The organism is Sphingobium sp. GW821-FHT02B05 (assembly GCF_059421905.1).
This window is the reverse complement of record NZ_JBWKVW010000013.1, coordinates 39106-59213: the sequence shown is the minus strand read 5'-3', so window position 1 is coordinate 59213 and position 20108 is coordinate 39106. Positions and strand designations below refer to the sequence as shown.

Annotated in this window: 17 protein-coding genes; 6 read left to right on the top strand and 11 right to left on the bottom strand. The window is 65.0% G+C overall.

The window, feature by feature from the left end:
* Nucleotides 1–23 precede the first annotated feature (23 nt).
* The 3 genes from AC07UX_RS20080 to AC07UX_RS20070 are packed head-to-tail and all read right to left on the bottom strand — an operon-like array spanning nt 24 to nt 2460.
* Nucleotides 24–530 carry a hypothetical protein gene (locus AC07UX_RS20080; RefSeq protein ID WP_495193747.1) on the bottom strand — a complete coding sequence of 169 codons (507 nt, stop codon included), beginning with the start codon at nt 528–530 and terminating at the stop codon, nt 24–26.
* Entirely contained in the window at nt 527–922 is a 396-nt protein-coding gene (locus AC07UX_RS20075; protein ID WP_495193746.1) for a c-type cytochrome, read from the bottom strand. The genes AC07UX_RS20080 and AC07UX_RS20075 overlap by 4 nt, the downstream gene beginning before the upstream one ends.
* A complete protein-coding gene (locus AC07UX_RS20070; RefSeq protein ID WP_495193745.1) occupies nt 922–2460 on the bottom strand; it encodes an FAD-binding oxidoreductase in 1539 nt (512 codons plus the stop codon). Before AC07UX_RS20070 ends, AC07UX_RS20075 begins: the two co-directional genes overlap by 1 nt.
* Before the next feature lie 151 nt (nt 2461–2611).
* On the opposite strand from AC07UX_RS20070, the gene AC07UX_RS20065 reads away from it, so the two are divergent.
* Nucleotides 2612–3448: a p-hydroxycinnamoyl CoA hydratase/lyase gene (locus AC07UX_RS20065; RefSeq protein WP_495193744.1), complete on the top strand. Its 837-nt coding sequence runs from the start codon at nt 2612–2614 to the stop codon at nt 3446–3448.
* A gap of 11 nt (nt 3449–3459) precedes the next feature.
* Here the strand turns inward: AC07UX_RS20065 and AC07UX_RS20060 are convergent, their stop codons facing one another.
* The 5 genes from AC07UX_RS20060 to AC07UX_RS20040 form a co-directional block, all read right to left on the bottom strand.
* Nucleotides 3460–4872, bottom strand: coding sequence for an efflux transporter outer membrane subunit (locus tag AC07UX_RS20060; RefSeq protein WP_495193743.1), 1413 nt, complete (start codon nt 4870–4872; stop codon nt 3460–3462).
* 11 nt (nt 4873–4883) lie between these two features.
* Nucleotides 4884–8066 (bottom strand): efflux RND transporter permease subunit, encoded by a 3183-nt coding sequence (locus AC07UX_RS20055; protein ID WP_495193742.1) that lies wholly within the window; start codon nt 8064–8066, stop codon nt 4884–4886.
* Nucleotides 8067–8156: 90 nt separating this feature from the next.
* Nucleotides 8157–9422: an efflux RND transporter periplasmic adaptor subunit gene (locus AC07UX_RS20050; RefSeq protein ID WP_495193741.1), complete on the bottom strand. Its 1266-nt coding sequence runs from the start codon at nt 9420–9422 to the stop codon at nt 8157–8159.
* Complete coding sequence (locus AC07UX_RS20045; RefSeq protein ID WP_495193740.1) at nt 9419–9820, bottom strand: hypothetical protein; 402 nt, start codon at nt 9818–9820, stop codon at nt 9419–9421. Before AC07UX_RS20045 ends, AC07UX_RS20050 begins: the two co-directional genes overlap by 4 nt.
* A 361-nt stretch (nt 9821–10181) precedes the next feature.
* Nucleotides 10182–10793 (bottom strand): TetR/AcrR family transcriptional regulator, encoded by a 612-nt coding sequence (locus tag AC07UX_RS20040; protein ID WP_495193739.1) that lies wholly within the window; start codon nt 10791–10793, stop codon nt 10182–10184.
* A gap of 140 nt (nt 10794–10933) precedes the next feature.
* Here AC07UX_RS20040 and AC07UX_RS20035 point away from each other — a divergent pair, with 140 nt between their 5' ends.
* The 3 genes from AC07UX_RS20035 (at nt 10934) to AC07UX_RS20025 (ending at nt 13305) form a co-directional block, all read left to right on the top strand.
* Entirely contained in the window at nt 10934–12070 is a 1137-nt protein-coding gene (locus AC07UX_RS20035) for a cobalamin-independent methionine synthase II family protein (RefSeq protein ID WP_495193738.1), read from the top strand.
* Nucleotides 12067–12468 carry a nuclear transport factor 2 family protein gene (locus AC07UX_RS20030; protein WP_495193737.1) on the top strand — a complete coding sequence of 134 codons (402 nt, stop codon included), beginning with the start codon at nt 12067–12069 and terminating at the stop codon, nt 12466–12468. The genes AC07UX_RS20035 and AC07UX_RS20030 overlap by 4 nt, the downstream gene beginning before the upstream one ends.
* Before the next feature lie 75 nt (nt 12469–12543).
* Nucleotides 12544–13305, top strand: coding sequence for an IclR family transcriptional regulator (locus tag AC07UX_RS20025; protein WP_495193736.1), 762 nt, complete (start codon nt 12544–12546; stop codon nt 13303–13305).
* 606 nt (nt 13306–13911) lie between these two features.
* On the opposite strand, the gene desA is transcribed toward AC07UX_RS20025, so the two are convergent.
* Together desA and AC07UX_RS20015 are read right to left on the bottom strand one after the other, a co-directional pair.
* Nucleotides 13912–15312, bottom strand: a complete 1401-nt coding sequence (gene desA, locus AC07UX_RS20020) for a syringate O-demethylase (RefSeq protein ID WP_495193735.1) — start codon at nt 15310–15312, stop codon at nt 13912–13914.
* A gap of 30 nt (nt 15313–15342) precedes the next feature.
* Entirely contained in the window at nt 15343–16083 is a 741-nt protein-coding gene (locus tag AC07UX_RS20015; protein ID WP_495193734.1) for an alpha/beta fold hydrolase, read from the bottom strand.
* A 153-nt stretch (nt 16084–16236) separates the two neighbouring features.
* Between AC07UX_RS20015 and AC07UX_RS20010 the strand changes: the two genes are divergently transcribed.
* Nucleotides 16237–17274: a Rieske 2Fe-2S domain-containing protein gene (locus AC07UX_RS20010; RefSeq protein ID WP_495193733.1), complete on the top strand. Its 1038-nt coding sequence runs from the start codon at nt 16237–16239 to the stop codon at nt 17272–17274.
* A gap of 31 nt (nt 17275–17305) precedes the next feature.
* Here AC07UX_RS20010 and AC07UX_RS20005 read toward each other — a convergent pair whose 3' ends face one another.
* The gene (locus AC07UX_RS20005) at nt 17306–18646 is read right to left on the bottom strand and encodes an MFS transporter (protein ID WP_495193732.1); all 1341 of its coding nucleotides are present in this window, start codon (nt 18644–18646) and stop codon (nt 17306–17308) included.
* 239 nt (nt 18647–18885) lie between these two features.
* Between AC07UX_RS20005 and AC07UX_RS20000 the strand changes: the two genes are divergently transcribed.
* Nucleotides 18886–20106 (top strand): multidrug effflux MFS transporter, encoded by a 1221-nt coding sequence (locus AC07UX_RS20000; protein WP_495193731.1) that lies wholly within the window; start codon nt 18886–18888, stop codon nt 20104–20106.
* Nucleotides 20107–20108 lie beyond the last annotated feature (2 nt).

Below are 20108 nucleotides of genomic sequence, written 5' to 3'. Positions count from 1 at the left end.
CGAAGGGCTCGAAGCGAACGGACTTAGGTTCGAATCATCACCCAACTGAAAGCGGGCATGACCCGGCTGTCGGGCGCAACGGCGCACTGACCGGCTCTGTCCAATGCCAGTTCGGCAAAGGCTTCCGGCCAAGCAGATTGGGAGAGCTGCGCCAGCCGGGCAATGGTGGCTCCGTCCGACGCGCAGTCGGCCACCATAAGGCCGTTGCCATGGCGCACCAATGCCATGCGACGATAGCCCGCTTCGGCGGCGATCTCACCGATCAGCAGTTCGTCGCTGCGCCGGGTGACGGCGAAGATCGCCGCCGGTGCAGAGCCAAGCAAGGCCTGCATCTGCCGCACGCGATCCCCCTCCAGCGCCACAGCCGTTCCGCCTAGATATTGCGCATGGGCGGCGAAGCGACGCCCCGCCGCCAATTGTGCATCGTGCAACAGCAACGGCGACGTAGCAGCCTGCGCCCGTCCGCCTACCAGCGCCGCCGATACGACTGCCGCGCTTGCCAGAAAGCCGCGTCGCGACAGGCCGCTCATGGCTTTGCTCCCTTGGCCAGATGCTGCGCGATCAATTGCAGGTCGGCGTCACCGACTTCGCCGCGCGGGATGGCGGGCATATTGCCGATGCCCATGCGCGCGGCCTGCACGACATAGTCGGCCGTCAGGTCGGTGCGCTTTTCCAAAAGGGGCTGCTCCGTCCGCCGCGCCAGCAGGCCCGCTCCCATGCCGCCCGGCCCATGGCACATGGCGCATTTTTCGAGATAGAGCCTCTCGCCCGGCGCCGCGTGCGGCCGCGACGACAGGGTTTCCGGCGCAGGCAAGGGCGGCGGCCCCTTTGGCGCTGGCGTCGGCGCCTCGCTCGCCCGGCCGCAGGCGGCGCCCGCCAATATCAGCGCAGCGCCCGACACCGCAATCATGCCCCGGCGCATCAGCCCTTCCCTCCCGCATGACTGCTGGGCCAGATGCCGCTCTTGCCCGGCGCGATCACCCCCTTGGGATCGAGCGCGTCCTTCACCTTGCGGTTGAGCTGCCCCAGCGCACCCTTGTTATAGTCATAGGTGCCCGCGACCGCGTCCATATAGTCGAGATGGGTGCGATATTCGCCATAGCCCTGCGCCTTCGCGTCAGCGATCAGATGCTGGAGGAAGGGATCGACCCGGCCCATCAGTTCGGGATCGTCCTTGTTGATGAGCACCGCATTGACGTTGATGAGGTGGCGCTCGCCAAAGGCGAAGCTGGCCTGATAATCCATGCCATATTCCTTGTAGCGGGCGTAGGTGCGCTGGAACTGGGCCTGCGCCGCCGCGCCCGATTGCGGCAGGATCGGCGAAAAGCCGATATGGCCGCCGCGTCCGCCATGCCAATTGGCATTCTGCATCGGCATGGTGAGCGGCGTGCCGGTCCAGCCGGTCGCCTCCAGCGGCTCGCCCGTCTTCCATGTCGTGGGGCGCAGCGACATGGGTTTGAGCTTGCTCAATTCCTGCTCCAATATCGCATAGGCCGCCTTGTTGACCGACTCCCGTCCATAGAGGCGCAGGCTTACCCCCCACCAGCCGACATTGAATTTCTTGCGGATCGCCGCGATCACATCGTCGGGCAACGCGCCGGGCTTGTCGGTCCACTGGTCTCGGGTCGTCACCACGGCGGCGGCGCGCAGCCAGTTGCCGATGGTCGGCGACTGCTGCAACAGTCCTTCGCGACGGAGCGGCGCGATCGCGTCGATCAGCGGGCCCAGATCCTCCGGCCGGTCGAATTCCAGATCCATGCCCATCAGCGATTCGGGTGCTGGCATCAGCCACAGGCCCATCTTCGTCACCATGCCGAAATTGGACTGGACGAACATCTGGTCCCAGCCGGGGCCGAAACCGAAGCGATAGAGCTGCCAGGTCGGCGCGCCGTCCAGAGCGCCCATGCCGGTCCTCACGACCAGACCATCGGCCATCACCGCCTCTATGCCACAGATGCGGGTCGCATGCTCGCCATAGGGGGTATAGCCCATGCCGCGATCCAGCGCGTTGCCGACCACCGATCCCCAGCTATTGCCGGGCACCGACAGCCAATGCTTCATGCCCTTCGATTTCAGGAAATCATACAGGTCATAGAAGCCGACCCCCGGCTCCAGCAGCACCGTGCCGTTCGCCTCGTCATAGTCGATCTTCTTCATCCGGCTGAGGTCAAGCACCACCGACCCGGCCAGCAGCGGCGCGGACCCGCCATAGCCCAGATTCTTGCCCCGGCTGATTGGCCAGAGTGCGATGCCCCGTTCCGACGCGATACGGACGATCGCCTGAATCTCTTCCACCGTGGCAGGCGCGACCGCACCGGCGGGATGGTGGCGGGCGTCATCAATGGCGAATTTGTCCTGATAGCTCGCCCGATCCTCCTCTGCAAAGAAGACGTGATCCTTGCCCACGATCGCCGCAAAGGCCGCGATCGTCGCCGGCGCTATCTGGCCTTTATCATTCATCCCACCTCACTCCGCCGATCACGCCGACGTTTTAATAACGATCGTTATTATCTGAATTGACGCCTCGCTTGTCAAGCGAGGCTGTAAAAAGCACTTGCCTGCATTCCGCATTAGTTTGTATGCCTGTGATACATATTGCAGGAGCAGGATCATGGAAGAGCAGGACGTCGTTTCGGTGCAGGTCGAAAACCGTATCGCCTGGGTGAATTTCGCCCGCCCCGCCAAGCGCAACGCGATGAGCCCGACGCTCAACCGGCGCATGATGGAAGTGCTGGACGAACTGGAATATCGCGACGATGTGGGCGTGCTGGTGCTGGGCGGCGAAGGCACCGCATGGTCGGCCGGCATGGACCTGAAGGAATATTTCCGCGAAACCGAAGCGCTGGGCCTGCGCGGCGTGCGCAAGTCGCAGGCGGAAAGCTATGGCTGGTTCCGTCGCCTGCGCTGGTATCAGAAGCCGACGATCGCCATGGTCAATGGCTGGTGCTTCGGCGGCGGTTTCGGCCCGCTCTTCGCCTGCGACCTCGCCATCTGCGCGGATGAGGCGCAGTTCGGCCTGTCCGAAATCAACTGGGGCATCTTGCCGGGCGGCGGCGTGACCAAGGTAGTCGTCGACCTGCTACCCATGCGCGACGCCATGTGGCTGACGCTGACCGGCGACCTGATCGACGGCAAGGCGGCGGCGACCATGCGGCTGGTTAATGAAAGCGTGCCACTGGACCAGTTGAAGGCGCGCACGACAGCGGTTGCCGAGATGCTGCTGAAGAAGAATCCGGTGGCGCTGAAATTCGCCAAGGATGCCGTCCGCCGCGTCGGCACCATGACCTATGACGAGGCGGAGGATTATCTGGTCCGCATGCAGGAAGCCGCCAATTTCCATGACAAGAGCGAAGGCCGCAAGGAAGGCATCCGCCAGTTCATCGACGAAAAGAGCTACAAGCCGGGCCTGGGCAGCTATGATCTGGGCAAGGCGAAGACCTCAGCCTGATATTGTCGGGGTCAGGCCGAGGCCTGACCCCATCCACCGCCCAACGCGCGGAACAGATCGACCTGCGCGAAGGACACGGCACGGGTCGCCGTCGCCAGGTCGGCCTCCGCGCTGGCGAGTGTCCGCTGCGCATCCAGCACGGTCAGAAAGTCGATCTGGCCTTCGCGTTGCCGGGCCAGGCTGATCCGGGCGGCGCGCGCCGCTTCGTCCCGCGCGGCGCTCAAAGTCTGCGCCCGCTCGATCGCGTGGGCATAGGCGGACAGAGCCCGCTCGGTTTCCTCCAGCGCCTGCAACACGGTGCCGTCGAAGGTGGCGAGTGAGGCTTCGCCGTCCGCCTTGGCCGCGCCGATGCGGGCGCGGATCGCCTCCTGATTGGGGAACGCCCAGCTGATGAGCGGCCCCAGCACCCAGTTCAACGGCCCCCCACCGAACAGATTGCCGCCGCCCAGCGCCGTGCTGCCAACCGATGCGCCAAGCGAGATGCGCGGATAGAGATCGGCCGTCGCCACGCCGATGCGCGCGGTGTCGGCCGCAAGCCGCCGTTCCGCCGCGCGCACGTCGGGCCGCCGCGCCAGCAATGCCTGGCCGTCGCCGACGGGGATGGGTTGCGACAATTGCGGCGTGCGGGTTGCGGCGCGCACCGTGTCGGGCAATTGCTGCGGCGTCCGGCCGGTGAGGGTCGCAAGACGGAACAAGGCTGCGTCGCGGTCGGCCGCCAGTGCGGGGATCGTCGCCTTCTGCTGGTCGCGCAGGGTCGTGACGCGGATGACGTCCAGCCGGTCCGACCGGCCAGCGTCGAACCGGGCGCCGGTAATACGGATCGACTGGTCGAGCAGCCCGACCGTGCGTTGCGCCACCGCCAGTCGTTCCGCTGTGGCTGTGACGTCCAGATAGGCGCGCACCGTGTCGGCGATCACCGCCACGCGCACGCCATCGGCATCCGCCTGCGCCGCTGCATAATCGCCGCGCGCCGCTTCCACGCCGCGCTTCACCCGGCCGAACAGATCGACTTCGTAGCTGATGTCGAGGCCACTATCGAAGACCCAATTTTCCCGGTCGAGACCGGGCAGGGATTGGGCCGCCGCGGTGCGGGTGTAGGTTTCGGACGCGCCCAGGCTGGTCTGGGGCAGGCGATCCGATTTCGCGCCGCGCAGCGACGCGCGTGCCCGCTCGATCCGCGCCACCGCCACCCTGATGTCGGTGTTGGCGGCGAGCGCATCGGTGACCAGCGTGTCGAGCAGCGGATCGCGGTAAAGCGTCCACCAATGATCCTGCGCGGCCGCCGCGCTGACTGTCGGACTGGTCGCTCCGATGAAAGGAGCGACGGCCGTGGCCGGCGTGGCGGGCGCCTGATAGTCCGGCCCGGCGGCGCAGGCCGTAAGCGCACTGGCGCCGAGCAGCAAAGCGATGAAGTTCCTTGTCATGGCTTTTATCCTTATTCGGCCGGCTGCAACGCAGGTTCGGCGTCCGGGCGCCGACGACGGGCGAAACGATCGCCCAGAGCGCGGCACACGACATAGAAGGTGGGGGTGAAGAGCAGGCCGAAGGCGGTCACACCGGCCATGCCGAAAAAGACGGCCGTACCTAGTGCCTGCCGCAGTTCCGCACCCGCTCCTGCAGCGATCACCAGCGGGACCGCGCCCAGGATGAAGGCGAAGCTGGTCATCAGGATCGGACGCAGACGGGTCTGCGCGGCCTGAACGGCGGCCTCGATCGGCGACAGCCCCTGCTCTTCCTCCGCCTGCTTGGCGAATTCCACCACCAGAATGGCGTTCTTCGCGGCAAGGGCGATCAATACGACCAGACCGATTTGCGTCAGGATATTATTATCCATCCCGCGCAGGTTCACGCCCAGCATGGCCGCGAACAGGCACATCGGCACGATCAGGATGATCGAGAGCGGCAGCGTCAGGCTTTCATATTGCGCCGCCAGCACCAGAAAGACGAAGAAGACCGCCATGCCGAACACTAGCCCTGCGGTATTGCCCGCGCTGACCTGCTGATAGGCGACACCGGTCCATTCGCTGGCATAACCGGCCGGGCTTGCGTCGGCGAGCTTCTCCATCGTGGCGAGCGACTGGCCGGAGGAATAGCCCGGCGCCGTGTCACCGTCGATCTCCACCGCCGGCAGCAGATTGTAGCGGACCACGCGATAGGGACCGGTCTTGTCCTTGAAGGTGGAGACGGAGCCGATCGGTACCATCTGGCCGCTATTCGAGCGGGTTTTCAGGTTCGCGATATCCGCCACCGTGCCGCGATGCTCCGCATCGGCCTGCGCGGTCACCCGATAGGTACGGCCCAGCAGGTTGAAGTCGTTGACGAAGGACGACCCCAGATAGACCTGCATCGCTTCGAAGATGCGTTCGGGCGGCACGCCCAGCAGGTCGGCCTTGCGCCGGTCGACATCCGCATAGACGCGCGGCGTGCCGACGTCGAACAGGGTATAGACCATCGCGAGGCTGGGGGTCTGGTTCGCCTTGGCGATCAGATCATTGGCGACCTTGTTGAGTTCGGCGTAACCGCGATCCTCGCGGTCCTCCAGCATGATGCGATAGCCGCCGGCCGACCCTATGCCCTGAATGAGCGGCGGGGGCACGAGCAGGATGCGCGCCTTGTCATAGCCGGCAACCGCCTTGTTCGCCTGTTCCATGATGCCGGCATAGGTGACGCCTTCCTCCTTGCGCTCTGCAAAGCTCTTGAAGGGGAAGTAGATCGCCGCGCTGTTGGGTGCCTGCGTCTGAGAGGGACCATGGAAGCCGGCGAACATCACCGCGCCGCGCAGCCCCTTGATCGGCAGGATCTTCGCCGCGACTTCGCGCGTCACCTTGTCGGTGCGTTCGAGCGAGGCGCCGGAGGGCAGTTGCACGACCGCGAGGAAATAGCCCTGATCCTGCGCCGGGATGAAGCCGCCGGGAGTCACCCAGAAGAGGGCGATGGTGGCGGCGATCAGGCCGGCATAGGTCAGCAGCATCTTCTTGGGGCGCGCGACGAGGAAGCGGGTGAGACGGCCATAGCCCGCGCTCATCCGGTCGAAGCCGCTGTTGAAGCCATCGACGGCCACGCCCAGCTTCTGCCGCCAGGCCGGATCGCCGCTGCGATCGCGGGGGCCGTGCTTTTCCTTGAGCAGGAGAGCCGCGGCTGCCGGCGACAGGGTAAGCGAGAGGATCAGCGAAATGACGGTCGCGGTGGAGATGGTGACGGCGAACTGCTGATAGAAGGCGCCGGAAATGCCGGTGATGAACAAAGTCGGCACAAACACCGCGCACAGCACCAGCACGATCGCGATCAACGCGGTGGACACTTCATCCATGGAGACGCGCGCGGCCTCCAGCGGCGACATGCCATTCTCGATGTTGCGCTCGACATTTTCGACCACGACGATCGCGTCGTCGACGACGATGCCGATGGCGAGGACCAGGCCGAAGAGCGACAGGTTGTTGAGGGAGTAGCCAAGCCCGGCGAGAATCGCCGCCGTGCCGATCAGCGAGACGGGAATGGCGATGATCGGTATGATCGCCGCGCGCCAGTTTTGCAGGAAGATGAGGATGACGAGGACGACGAGCAGCACCGCTTCGATCAGCGTGTGATAGACGGCGTCGATCGACTGGCTGATGAACTCGGTCGGGTTATAGATGATGCTATATTCCAGGCCCTTGGGGAAGCGCTTGGACAATTGCTCCATCTCCGCCTTCACCTTTTCTGCCGCGTCGAGCGCGTTGGAGCCGGGGCGCTGCATCGTCGCGATGACGACGGTGGGCTTGTTCGACAGATAGGTGTTGGTGCCATAATCCTGCGCGCCCAGTTCCACGCGCGCGACATCGCTGACGCGCACCTGATGGCCGGTGGCGTCGGTGCGTATGACAATGTTGGAAAATTGCTCGGGCGTGTTGAGGCGGCCCTGCATTTCCACGCCAAGCTGGAAGGCTTCGCCGCGATCATAGGGGGGCTGGCCGATCGAGCCGGCCGACACCTGGACATTCTGCGCCCGCAAAGCGGACACGACTTCGCCGGCCGTCAGGTCGAGCGCGGCGGCGCGGTCGGGGTCGATCCAGACACGCATCGCATAGTCGCGCGCGCCGAACATCTGAACATCGCCCACGCCGTCGAGACGAGCGAGACGATCGCGCACCTGCGTCAGGGCATAGTTGGAGATATAGTCGCGATCGAACGTGCCGTCGGGCGATTGCAGGTTCACGACCATCAGGAATTCGGGCGTGGTCTTGCGCGTGACGATGCCCAGCCGCTGCACCTCTTCGGGCAGGCGCGGCGTGGCGACGGCGACGCGGTTCTGCACCAGCACCTGCGCGGCGTCCAGGTCGGTGCCGATCTTGAAGGTGACGGTGATGACGACCTTGCCGTCGCCGGTCGACTGGCTGCTCTGATAGAGCATGTCGTCGACGCCGTTGATTTCCTGTTCGATCGGGGCGGCCACGGTCGATGCGACCGTTTCCGCCGATGCGCCGGGATATTGGGCGGACACCGTGACCGTGGGGGGCACGATATCGGGATATTGGGACACCGGAAGGCCGATGAAGGCAAGCGCGCCGACCACGGTGATGACCACCGCGATGACGGCGGCGAAGATCGGCCGGTCGATGAAGAAACGGGAGAAGCGCATCGGATCGTCCTTTGCGAGCGAAAGGGATGCCGCGCGATCCGGCGGGGGCCGGATCACGGGCAGGGATTGTTCGAATGAAGTCTCGTTCCGTTACCGGGCGAAGGTCGCCTGGGCGGCTATCGGTGCCGCGCTGTCGACCGGCGTGACCGGCGCGGGGGCCGGCCGGATCGTGGCCGGCTTCACCGCCACCTTGGCGCCGGGCATGGCGGCCTGGATGTTCGACACGATCACCCGATCCTGCGGGCCAAGCCCCGAGCGGATGATGCGCAGCCCATCGACGATCGGGCCGAGTTCGACCGGCTTGACCGCGACATTGCTGTCCTTGTCCACCACCAGCACCGTCTTGCGCGCCTGATCGGACTGGATCGCTTCGTCCGGGACCAGCAGGGCGTTGGCCTTGCCGCCATTGGCCAGGCGCATATTGCCGAACAGGCCGGGGGTCAGGAAATTGCCCGGATTGTCGAACACCGCGCGGATGCGGATCGTGCCCGACCGCGGATCAAGGCCATTGTCGGTGAAGTCGAGCCGGCCCTGATGATTATAGGCCGCTTCGTCCTGCAACCGCACCTCGACCGCGCCGCCAATATCCTTGTCGCGCTGCGATTTGAGATAGAGCGCTTCGGACGCATCGAAGTTGAAATAGATGGGATCGAGCTTGTTGACCGTAGTCAGCAGGGTCGCGCCGCTGCCTTCCGCGCCAGCCACCAGATTGCCGATATCGACGCGGCGGTCGGAGACCCGCCCCGAAATGGGCGCACGGACCTGGGTGAACTCCATGTCCAGCGCGCGACTGCGTTCGCGGGCCTGCGCACCAGCCAGAGCCGCCTGCGCCGCCTGGAGCCGCGAGCGCAGCGAATCCACTTCACTGGCCGACACGGCGTCGTCGCCGCTCAGCCGCTGGACGCGGGCATAGTCATTCTGCGCCAGCAGCAGGGCGCTGCGAGCCGATGCGCTGCTCGCCCGCGCTTCGGCCAGAGCCGCCTGGAAGGGGCGCTGGTCGATGGTGAAGAGCAATTGGCCTTGACGCACGAAATCGCCGTCGCGGAAATGGATGGCGGTCACGGCGCCCGACACGCGCGGGCGGATTTCCACGGTCTGGCTCGGCGCGAAGCGGCCGACATAATCGTCCCACTGGGTCACGCTGCGGGCGAGCGGCGCGGAGACGCCGACAGCCGCCAGCGGCGCGGCGGAAGCCTGCGCTTCCGTCTGCCCCCAATATTTCCAGCTGGCGCCGCCCAGCACGACAAGGCCCAGCGCCGCCCAGGCGAGGTGCCGGCCACGCCAGCGCCGCGTCGTGCCGTCAGACCCGATTTTTCCGGCCTGCGTATCACTGTCGATCTTTGCGATCATGTTCATGGATATTTCCCCTTGATGGTGCGACGGGCTGCGGTGACGGCGGACAATAATGTTTCCAATTGTCCTTCGCTAAACCCTGCCTCGCGGAAGTTTCGGATGGCGGATGGGCGGACGGCGAAGCCCTCATGCCAGGCCTCCACGGCCAGGCGGCGCAGCGCCTCCAGCTTGGTGTCCGCCAGTTTGAAATGCGGCTGCGGGCCAAAGAGCAATGTCTTGAAGCGGGACCAGCGCCCCGGTTCCCGCAGGGAGGCGAGGCCGTCGGTCTGCGCCAGACGCACGATCTGCCATTCCATCGACGAAAAGCCGGTAGCGGCCGCTTTGATCCGGTCGCGGATCGCAGGCAAGGAGATGCCGTCCCCAACCGCGGGCAGCGGCTGGGCGAAATCAATATAGGCCATGGTTTCAAACCCCTATTTGCGTGCAGACCCGGCCGCGGACGCCATCTGCGGGCGCACGCGATACTCTCCCGAACCGGTGGCGGCTGCGGGAATGCACAAGCCAACCGCGTCGGAGCGATGCTCCGACCCTATGGCCAGACGATGATGATATGATGCAGGCGGCAAGACCAGGCAGGCCGCCAAGCCGAGCGACTTAGCTTAGACAGGTATTTTTCATGGTGCCTCCTTGGAGGCGGATGCCTCGACCGGATTTCATACTTGTCGGTATATAATCCGAGGCACCCTTCCGTCAACCGCTTTCTGTACCGCTTGGTAATTTTTTCTGTATGGCGGCTGAATGGACGGTTTTACGTGGTTCAGATCAATTGGTCGGCCACATTGCCATGGTGGTTTCCACCAGCTGTTCCAGCTGTTGTGGGGATGCGCCGCCGCTGGCCTGCACGCCCATGCCCTGGATGACAGCAGTCAGATAGGTGGCAAGCGCGTCCGGTTCGATCCCGACGGGCAAGTCACCCTCCGCCTTGGCCCGTTCCAGCCGCTCGACCAGCGCCTTGTCGGATGAGGCGCGACGCGCAATCACGTCGTTCTTGATCGATTCTGCCTGGGTGGTGCAGGCGACCATGCTGATGACGCCAAGGCAGGCACGCGGATCGTTGCCACCAGTCTGAATCTGCAATGTGCCGCGCAAAAGCCGCTCTGCCACGCCACGCGCGGTCGGTTCCTGCAATGCCGAGCGCATGTAGCAGAGCTTGTCGCGCTCATAGAGGTCTAGCGCCTTGTGGAACAGCGCCTCCTTGTTGCCGAAACAGGCATAGAGGCTGGGCTTGGTAATGCCCATGGCGTCGGTCAGTTCGGCCAGAGACGCGCCTTCATAGCCGCGCGTCCAGAAAACCTGGAGCGCGGCCGACAGGGCTTCCTCGGGATCGAATTCCCGGGGGCGTCCTCTCGTTACGGGTTCGGCTGCCATTTTCATACCGAGCGGTATATAGTGAGAGTCGCAGCTTTGTCCAGACAAGGCCACTCTGGAGCGCTGATAATTTCATATTTATGATATGTCCATATTCTTGAACATGTGGCAGATATCCGCCCTGTTACAGGGAGAGAGATCAAGCCATGTCCATCGCCACCACCCATGTCGGCAGCCTGCCGCGCGGCGACGCATTGACCCCGCTGTTGCTGGCCCGCGACAAGGGCGAGGCCTATGATGCGGTGCTGTTCGATACGACCGTCCAGCAGGCGGTGTCGGACGCGGTGACGGCGCAGATCGCGGCGGGCGTGTCGATCGTCAGCGACGGCGAGTTGGGGAAGGTGGGCTATTCCACCTATATGATCGAGCGCTTGTCGGGCTTTGGCGGCCATATCGACCGCAAGGTCGCCGCCGACCTTGCGCCGCTGCCGGAGTTGCGGCGGAAACTGGCGGCGATCATGGGATCGCAGGAATTTACCCGCGCTTCCTGCATCGGGCCGGTCAGGCTGGTGACGCTCGATCCGCTGCATGAGGATATTCGCCGGTTCAAGGCGGCGTTGGCCCACCATCCGGGCACCCGCGCCTTCATGAACGCCGCCTCTCCCGGCCTCATCACCGCCTTTCAGGTCAATCGCCACTATCCCAGCCATGACGCCTATCTCGCCGATCTGGTCGATGCGATGCGCGAGGAATATGAGACGATCGTGGCGGCCGGGTTCGACCTGCAACTCGACTGCCCCGACCTCGCCATGTCGCGCCACACCGGTTATCAGGATGCAGGCGAGGACGAGTTCCTGAAGATCGCCGCCGCCAATGTCGAAGCGCTGAATGCCGCGACCGCGAATATCCCGGCAGACCGGATGCGCATGCACATTTGCTGGGGCAATTATGAAGGCCCGCACGATCACGACATCCCGCTGGAAAAGGTGATCGACATCATCCTGGCCGCCCGCCCCTCGACCCTGCTGTTCGAGGGCGCCAATCCCTGCCATGAGCATGAATGGACGGTGTGGCGCGATGCCGCCCAGCGCGGGGTGCTGCCCGACGACAAGATCCTCGCCCCCGGCCTGATCGATACCTGTTCCAACTATGTCGAGCATCCCGAACTGATCGCCCAGCGGATCGAGCGCTTTGCCGGGATCGTCGGCAAGGATCGGGTGGTCGCCAGCACCGACTGCGGGTTCGGCACCTTTGCTGGATATGGCAAGATCGACCCGGCCGTGACCTGGAAGAAGCTGCGATCGTTGCGCGCCGGCGCGGATCTGGCGGACGCACGCCTGTGAGCCGCGCCGTGACGCAGGAGCAGCGCCGCGCGATCGAGCAGGATTGCGCCCGGCTGGTAGCACTCTATGCCAATTTGAACGATGCGGGACGATGGGCGGACGTTGCCGCGCTTTATGCGCGTGATGGCCGCATGGCGCGGCCGACCGCACCCGACGAGTGGATCGTGGGGCGGGACGCAATCCTGGCCGCTTTCCTGTCCCGCCCGGCGCGGACTACGCGGCATGTCTGTTCCAACGTCGTGATCGACGTGGTGAGCGAAAGCCAAGCGACAGGGGAAAGCGCTATGCTGTTGTTCACGGGCGAGGGAGCGCCTAGAGTCGGCAGCTTTCACGACCGTTTCGTGGCGGTAGAGGGGGAATGGCGCTTCGCCGAAAGGCAGGGTAGCCTGATTTTTTGACGGCCGCGATTGCCGAGGCGCCGGACACTCCGGTCCGGCTCGGCACCGCGCAGCTAACAGGGGTATCGCTGACATATGAATGGGACCACGCCGTCCACCGTCAAATCGGCGATGCGCACCATCGACATCATCGAATATGTCGTCGCGCGCCCCGCCGGCGTCGTGGCGCAGGAGATTGCGGCGGGCCTGGCCATTCCGGTCAGCAGCCTGTCCTATCTGCTCGCGACATTGGTGGAGCGGCAATATCTGGCGCGGGAGGGACGACGTTACCTGCCCGGTCCGGCGCTGGAACGGCTGGCCTCGCCGCGCGTCGCCATGTCGCTGGCCGACAAGGTCCGGCCGCTGGTCAAGTCGCTGCGCTTGCAGATGAACGAGACCGCCTCCTTTTTCGTACGCGATGGCTGGCATCTGGAAGCGATCGTCACCGAAACGGCCGAACAGTCGCTGCGCTATTCGATCAGCGTGGGCACGCGCAGCCCGCTCCACTGTTTGGCGGCGGGCAAGGCGCTGCTTGCGCATCTGTCCGAGGCGGAGCTGGACGCCTATTTCGCGCAGACGCCACTGGAGAGCTTCACCCCCAGCAGCATCGTGGACGCAGGGCAGCTGCGCGCCGAACTGGCGGAGATCCGCGCGACCGGCATCGGCCGCACGCGGGAGGAATATACGCCGGGCATTTGCGGCCTGGGCATGGCGGTCGTGATCGAGGGCGAGGCGGTCGGCGCCTTTGCGCTGGCCATCCCGGTGCCGCGCTTCACCGCCGAAGTGGAGGGTCGGACCATCGCCAAGCTGGAGCAGGCCGTGCGCCTGTTCGCCGCCGCGGAGATGCCCGCGCTCTGAAGACGGCTGCGATATCGGCGCGACGCCCAGGCGACGAGCGAAGTTCACAGTGTTGCAGGGGTATTTGGGCGTAAAGCGCTCGCGACGCGCCCCCCACGCGCCTGCGGTGCGCCGGTGACGCGCCACCTGGGTCACAGGGACGCGACAGATGCGCGACGATCGCGCGCCAGTCGCGCGACACAGAAGCGACCGGAATGCGCGCGGAGCGCACCCTATAGGCGCGGGATATGCGAATGTGCAGGACTGGTCAGGGCTGTGATCCATCCATCAGGATAGATCAGCTATTATCCTACATTGGAAGGATTGTGTGGAAGCCGATGAGGTTGGCCCGTTTGAGATGGCAGACGCCCCAATTCCATGCCGTCATCCCAGCGAAGGCCGGGATCTGAGGCACGGATGCGCTGCGCGAACGGATAGCGCGAGGCGGCCGGCCTCCCTTTACTGCCGCCTGAGACCCCAGCCTTCGCTGGGGTGACGGCTTTAGAGCAACAAAACGGGGGACGCCTTTCAGGCATCCCCCGTTCCAGCCCCGCTCGGGCATAGGCTTTTATTCGCCGTGATTTCCGAGCCGTCCGATGTTCCATCGGACTTGAAATCACTTTCCGATTACGCGGCCTTGGTGCGCCAGCCGTCGGCATAATGGTCGCGCGCAGCTTCCGAATAGGGGACCGAGGAGACGATCGCCTTGATTTCGGTCTGGACGTGCCGCTCGACGGTCGGCTTGGACGTGCCGCCATCGGGTTCACCCCAGAGCAACGTCACTTCGGTGCCCGGTGCGGCGAACTCGGCGTCGACCATCGCCAGCGCCAGGAAGCGGCCGGCATTGATGGTGTAGCCGATCCAGGTCGACAGGCCGACGGTCTTGCCGTCCTTCAGCACCGCGTCATAGGGGTGCATGCAATAGACGGCACTGGGAAATTCGAGGAACTTCGCCTTGTCGCCGGTCTGGAGCATGGAACTCATGACGCGGACGATATCCTCATTGTCGAGGGCCAGCGTCACCTTCTGGCGATGCGGCTGATCCTTGATCTTTTCCAGCGCTTCGCGGCCGACGAATTCATGGTCGAACTTGACCATGATGCCATAGCCCAGCTCCCACGGGTTGAGGTAATAATCCTCGATATTGTCGGAGACGAAGCTGCCGCCGAGCGAGCATTTGCCTTCATAGCTGTTCTCGCCGATCCATTCGCGGAAGCCCTTCGAGCCTTCGCCGGTATAGGTGGCGGGCAGCGGCGAGGGGATCCAGCCGGATTCCAGCGTGTTGGACGAATAGGTACGGCCGCCGCACAGGGTCAGGCCATAATCCTTGCCCGCTTCAATGAGCGCGTTGCGGACGGTGTCATAATCCTTCCACGGACCGAAAAGCTCGTAACCCGGCTGGCCGGCCATGCCGTGACGCAGCGCGCGCACTTCGACGCCGGCGATGGTGATCGGCGCCATGTGGAAGAATTTGAGGTCCGGCGGGGTCTGGCCCATCGCCTTTTCCAGCACCGGCATGGCGTTTGGCCCCTGCAACTGGAAACGATAGTTGCGGCGATAACCCTGCTGGTCGAGCGGGCGGGCGATGGTGCGTTCGTCGCGTTCCACCTTCACGTCCCACTTGCCGGTCGAGGCCCAATATTCGACCCATTCGATCGAGGGCGCACGGCCGACCAGCTCGAACTTTTCTTCTTCCAGATAGAAGAGGATGACGTCGCCGATCACATAGCCTTCGGGCGTGACGGGGGCGAACTGCTTGGCGCGGTTCGGCACGAAGCCCTTGAAGCTGTTGGGCGCGAGATAGGCGAGCATGTCGAACGCGCCGGGGCCGGTGACGAGCAGGTCGACCATGTGGAAGCTCTGGTTGAACAGGACCGAGCTTTCCGCCCAGCTGCGCTGTTCGTCGCGCCAGTTGCTATATTCGCCCGGCACGCCCGGATAGGCGTTGGGGCCGACCTGCTGGTTACGCAGGAATTCGACGATATCGCCCTTTTCATCGAGCAGCTGTTGCAGGGTCTTGTCAGTCATTCAAACCTCTCCTTCGACTTGTTTGGAAGTTCACGAAAACAGGACAGGGACAGGGATGGCGAGCCAGTCCTGCACCTGAGCATTGAAGGCCATTGGCGCTTCGGCCGGCATCATGTGGCCGGCCCGTTCGACGACACGCAATTGCGCACCGGGAATGGCGGCGGCGATGGCTTCATGCTGCGCGACGGGGGACCATTGGTCCTGCCGGCCGACGATCGCCATGGTCGGGCAGGCGATGGCCGGCAGAAGCGTATCCACCGACGGGCGGTGCAGCAGCGCCTCGATCTGCGCCTCGAACGTAGCGAGGCCGGCGTCGACCGCCATGGCGTAGAGCATGTCCATCAGCGCTTCGTCGCGCAGGCCGGCAAAGCCCATCATCGGCGGCAGCCACTGGGCGACCAGCGCGGCCATGCCCCGGTCGCGACCGAGGTCGCGCAACTTGTGGCGCCCTTCCCGCTCGCCGGGCTTGACCGGATGGACGCCGGTATCGACCAGCGCCAGCCGTTCGATCCGGTCGGGCACCTTGCGAATCACTTCCAGCGCGACGCGCGCGCCCATGGAATGGCCAAGCAGGGCGCACCGGTCGGGCATGCGGGCGATGGCATAGTCGGCCATCTCCTCGATTCGATCGCAACCGGCGTAAAAGCCGTCCACCACGCCGCTGCCGGAGAAAGCCGCCAGCGTCTCGCCGAACATGCGGGAATCGCAGAGCAATCCCGGCAGGATCAGGAGGGGGGCGCCCAGATCGCGATCTGATGATTTCGCATCCATGAATATTTCATCTACACGAATGTTTCGTGGCTTGCCAGCCGGAAAATGCGTCCCCGCCTCTTTGTACGGTGAACGGACGCCGCTCTTGACAGCTGCCGGATTTGTGCCGAACTTACACTGTACGTCTGATAGAAATCAGGAGAGGCTTAAATCATGTATCCCTTCACCGCCGGCTCGTTCGCCGTCCGCAATGGCTGGTATGTTGCCGGCTTTACGCATGAGATTGGGGAGGCGCTGCTGGCGCGCACGATCCTCAATCAGCCGGTCGTCCTCTATCGCAAGCAGGATGGGCAGGCCGTCGCGGTCGGCGGGCGATGCCCGCACCGCCATTTCCCGTTGGGCAAAAGCTGTCGCAAGGGGGACGGAATTATCTGCGGCTATCACGGCATCGCCTTCGGGCCGGACGGCCAATGCACCGATATTCCGAGCCAGAGCTTCACCCCGCGATCCTATCATATCCCCAGCTACCCGCTGATCGAACATGGGCTGTGGGCATGGATATGGATGGGGGACGCTGACAGGGCCGATCCCGCGCTGCTGCCGGATCTGGAGGCGATCGGCCTGACAGCGCCGGGCATGACAGCGCGCGCCCTGTTCGTGGAGCATGTGAAGGGTCGGGCGCAGTTGCTGAACGACAATCTGCTGGACCTGACCCACCTCGCCTTCCTGCATGGCAGTTCGATCGGGACGCTGGACAATGCAGCGACGCCCGAAGATGTGGTCAAGCGGCCCGGCTTTCTGGGGAGCCGCCGTCATATGCGCGATGCCGCCGCGCCGCCGGTGGTGGCACATATGGGCCATGACCTGAGCCGGATCGACCGGGTGAGCGGGATGGATTTCCATATGCCGGGGTTTCATGCCGGTATCGACGAAAGCCGATTTCCGCAGGGGCATGAACGGGCGGGCGAAGCCTTTGCGTCGAGCCGGGTCTATCATGCCGTGACGCCCGAAACGCCGCATAGCTGCACCTATTTCTTCGCCATGGCGACGACGGACGCGCGGGCGATCGACATCATGGAGGCGTATCTTCGCCCCGTGATCGCCGAGGACAAGTTCGCCACCGAGGAGATCGAGGCGATGCTGGCCGTGGTGGGCGAGAACCCACCAGAATTGCTGCTGAAGAGCGATCGCAACGCGGTGGAAGGGCGACGCATGTTGCAGGCGATGATGGATGCGGAACGGGCGGTGTGAAGTGGGTTGATAAACCATGATCCGTTGGCAGCTACACCGCATCCTCGTCCGCCACGCGCAGGTGGGCGACCAGAAGGACCAGCGCCGCCACGGCGGAGCCGAGCGCGAGGGCGAGCGAGGTGACGCCCCGCCCTGCCCCGATCGCCAGTAATTGCCCCGCGAGGAAGGGGCCAAGCGCCGCGCCGCAGCGGCCGAAACCGATCACTGTGCCGGTGCCGGTCGCGCGCAGCGTGGTGGGATAGATGTTCGCGATCAGCGCATAGAGGCCCACGACCGATCCATTGGCGAGGAAGCCGAGCAGGAAAGCCGCCGCCTGAAGCATCACGATGTCGGCCGGCACCGCGCCGAAGGCCGCGACCGCCGCCGCCGCGCCGGCCAGCCCGAACAGCACCAGCGGACGCAGGCCGAGGCGCGGCGACAGGAAACCCAGCATCACGCCACCGGTCGCCCCGCCCATGTTCATGAATACCGACACGATCGTCGCCTGCGACGGATCGAAACCCAGGGACACGACCAGCGCCGGGGTCCAGCCCAGCGCATAATAGAAGGTCATCATGTGCAGGCCATACATGAAGATGAGCGCGATCGTCGTCGCACGATAGCGGTCGGTGAAGAGCGATCGCATGGCGGCCTTCGGCTCTTCCAGTGCGACAAGCCGACCCGCCGGCGGCTGCCCCAGACGCTGCAATATGGCGTTGATCCGCGCCAGCGCATCCGGCCCGCCGCGCGTCGCCAGCCAGCCGATCGATTCGGGCAGGAACAGCAGCACCAGCGGGACCATCACTGCCGTCGCGCCCGCGCCGAACAGGAAGATGGATTCCCAGCCATGATGTTTGAGCAACTGCGCCGCCGCCCATCCGCCGACGATACCGCCGGCAGGATAGCCCGCCGCCATGATGCTGACCGACAGGTCGCGGCGCTTGCGATTGGCGAACTCCGCCGACAGCGCGTTCACCGCCGCCAGCACCGCGCCCAGGCCAAGGCCGGTGTAAGCGCGCAGCAGGCAGAGCAGCAGCACGTTGGGGGCGAAGGCGGATGCGGCCATGCCGCTGACCATGATGGCGAGGCACAGCAGCACCTGCGGCCGCCGCCCGATGCGATCGGCCAGCTGGCCCAGCGTGAGCGATCCCACCACCATGCCGGCAAGGCCCGATGACACGACCAGCCCGATCGCACCGGGCCCGATGCTCCATTGTCTGGCGATGCCGGGCGCAGCGAAGGTGACGGCCAATATGTCGAAGCCGTCGAGTGCGTTGAGCAGGAAGCAGATCGCGATGGCGACGCATTGGGGCAGGCGCATCGGCTGGCTGGCCAAGATGCTGCGCGGATCGTCGGCGGGCAATGACGACACGATGGTCGAAACGGGGGCCATGGGCTGCGCTCCTCTCGGTTGATCTTATGCGGGGCGGCCTGCGACGCCATGCCCCCTTTTCAGCCGCACATTGTATGCTGATGACACATTATGCAAATCGAAATGCCGCGCCATGTTCGGCACCTGCGCCCGTCCTTTGTCCTGCGATGACGACGACATGTGGCATGCAGCAATCGCTTGTCGCCGCCTGCAAACAAATATAACGTTCGTTACTAATTAGGGAGAGGATATAAATATATATGGCACAAGCCGATCGCCGTTCGGGTCCGCAGGAGACGGAACCGACCCTGTTGCTGGGCATCGCCTTCGGCTTTCTGTCCTCGCTCGGCCCCTTTGCCATCGACCTGTATCTGCCGGCCATGCCGGGCATGGCGCGGGCGATGGCGGCGGACAGCGGCGCGGTGCAGCGTACCCTGTCCGCCTTTTTCCTTGGGCTGGCCCTGGCGCAGATCCCTCTCGGCACGCTGGGCGATCGCTATGGCCGGCGCCGGCCGCTGATCGGCGGGCTGTTGCTGTTCGCGATCGCGTCCGTTGCCTGCGCCATGGCGACCAGCCTTAACATGCTGATCGCCTGTCGCTTTCTACAGGGCATGGGCGCATGCGCGGGCACGTCGAGCGTGCGGGCGATGATCCGCGACCGGCATAGCGGCCATCGGGCGGCGAAGCTGATGGCCTTTACCTTCCTCATCATCGGTATATCGCCGGTGCTGGCGCCGCTGGCGGGCAGCATCCTGTTACAGAGCATGTCCTGGCGCGGCCTCTTCCTGCTGCTGGCCGGCGGCGGGGCGGTGGCGTTGGTCGCAGTGGCGCTCTTCCTGCCCGAATCGCTCCCGCCGCAGCGGCGGCAGCACCGTCAACCGGTGCTGCATGCCTATGGCCGGCTGCTCGGCACGCCCTCTTTTCTGGGCTGGACGCTGGTGGCGGGGCTGGCGACGACCGTCCCCTTCGCCTTCGTGACCGCCGCACCCTTCATCTATACGCAGGGCTTTGGCCTCACTGCGCATCACTACAGCCTGTTGCTGGCACTCAATGCCGTGACGTCGATCATCGCCACCCAGTTCGCGCCATCGCTGATGCGCCGGCTGGGCGCGCGGCCTCTGGTGACGGGCGTGGCGCTGGTCGCGATGGGCGCGACCGCGCTGATCGCCGCGGCGGGCATGTCGATGCCTGTGCCGATCGCGCTGTTCCAGCCCTGGTCGATGCTGCTGTTCGCCCTGTCCGGCTTCATCCTGACGCCCGCGGCGATATCGGCGCTGGATGCGGCGGCGGGCGGCGCGGGCGCGGCGGCGGGTCTGCTCGGCACGTTGCAGCTGGCGATCACGGCCGCAGCGAGCGCAGCGGTGTCGTTGCTGCCCTCGGTCTCCATCCTGCCGCTGACCGGGGTGCTGGGCGTCAGTTTCCTGGCGATGCTGCTGGTGATGCTGGCACTGGGCAACCGGACATCGACGGCCCGCGCCTGAAC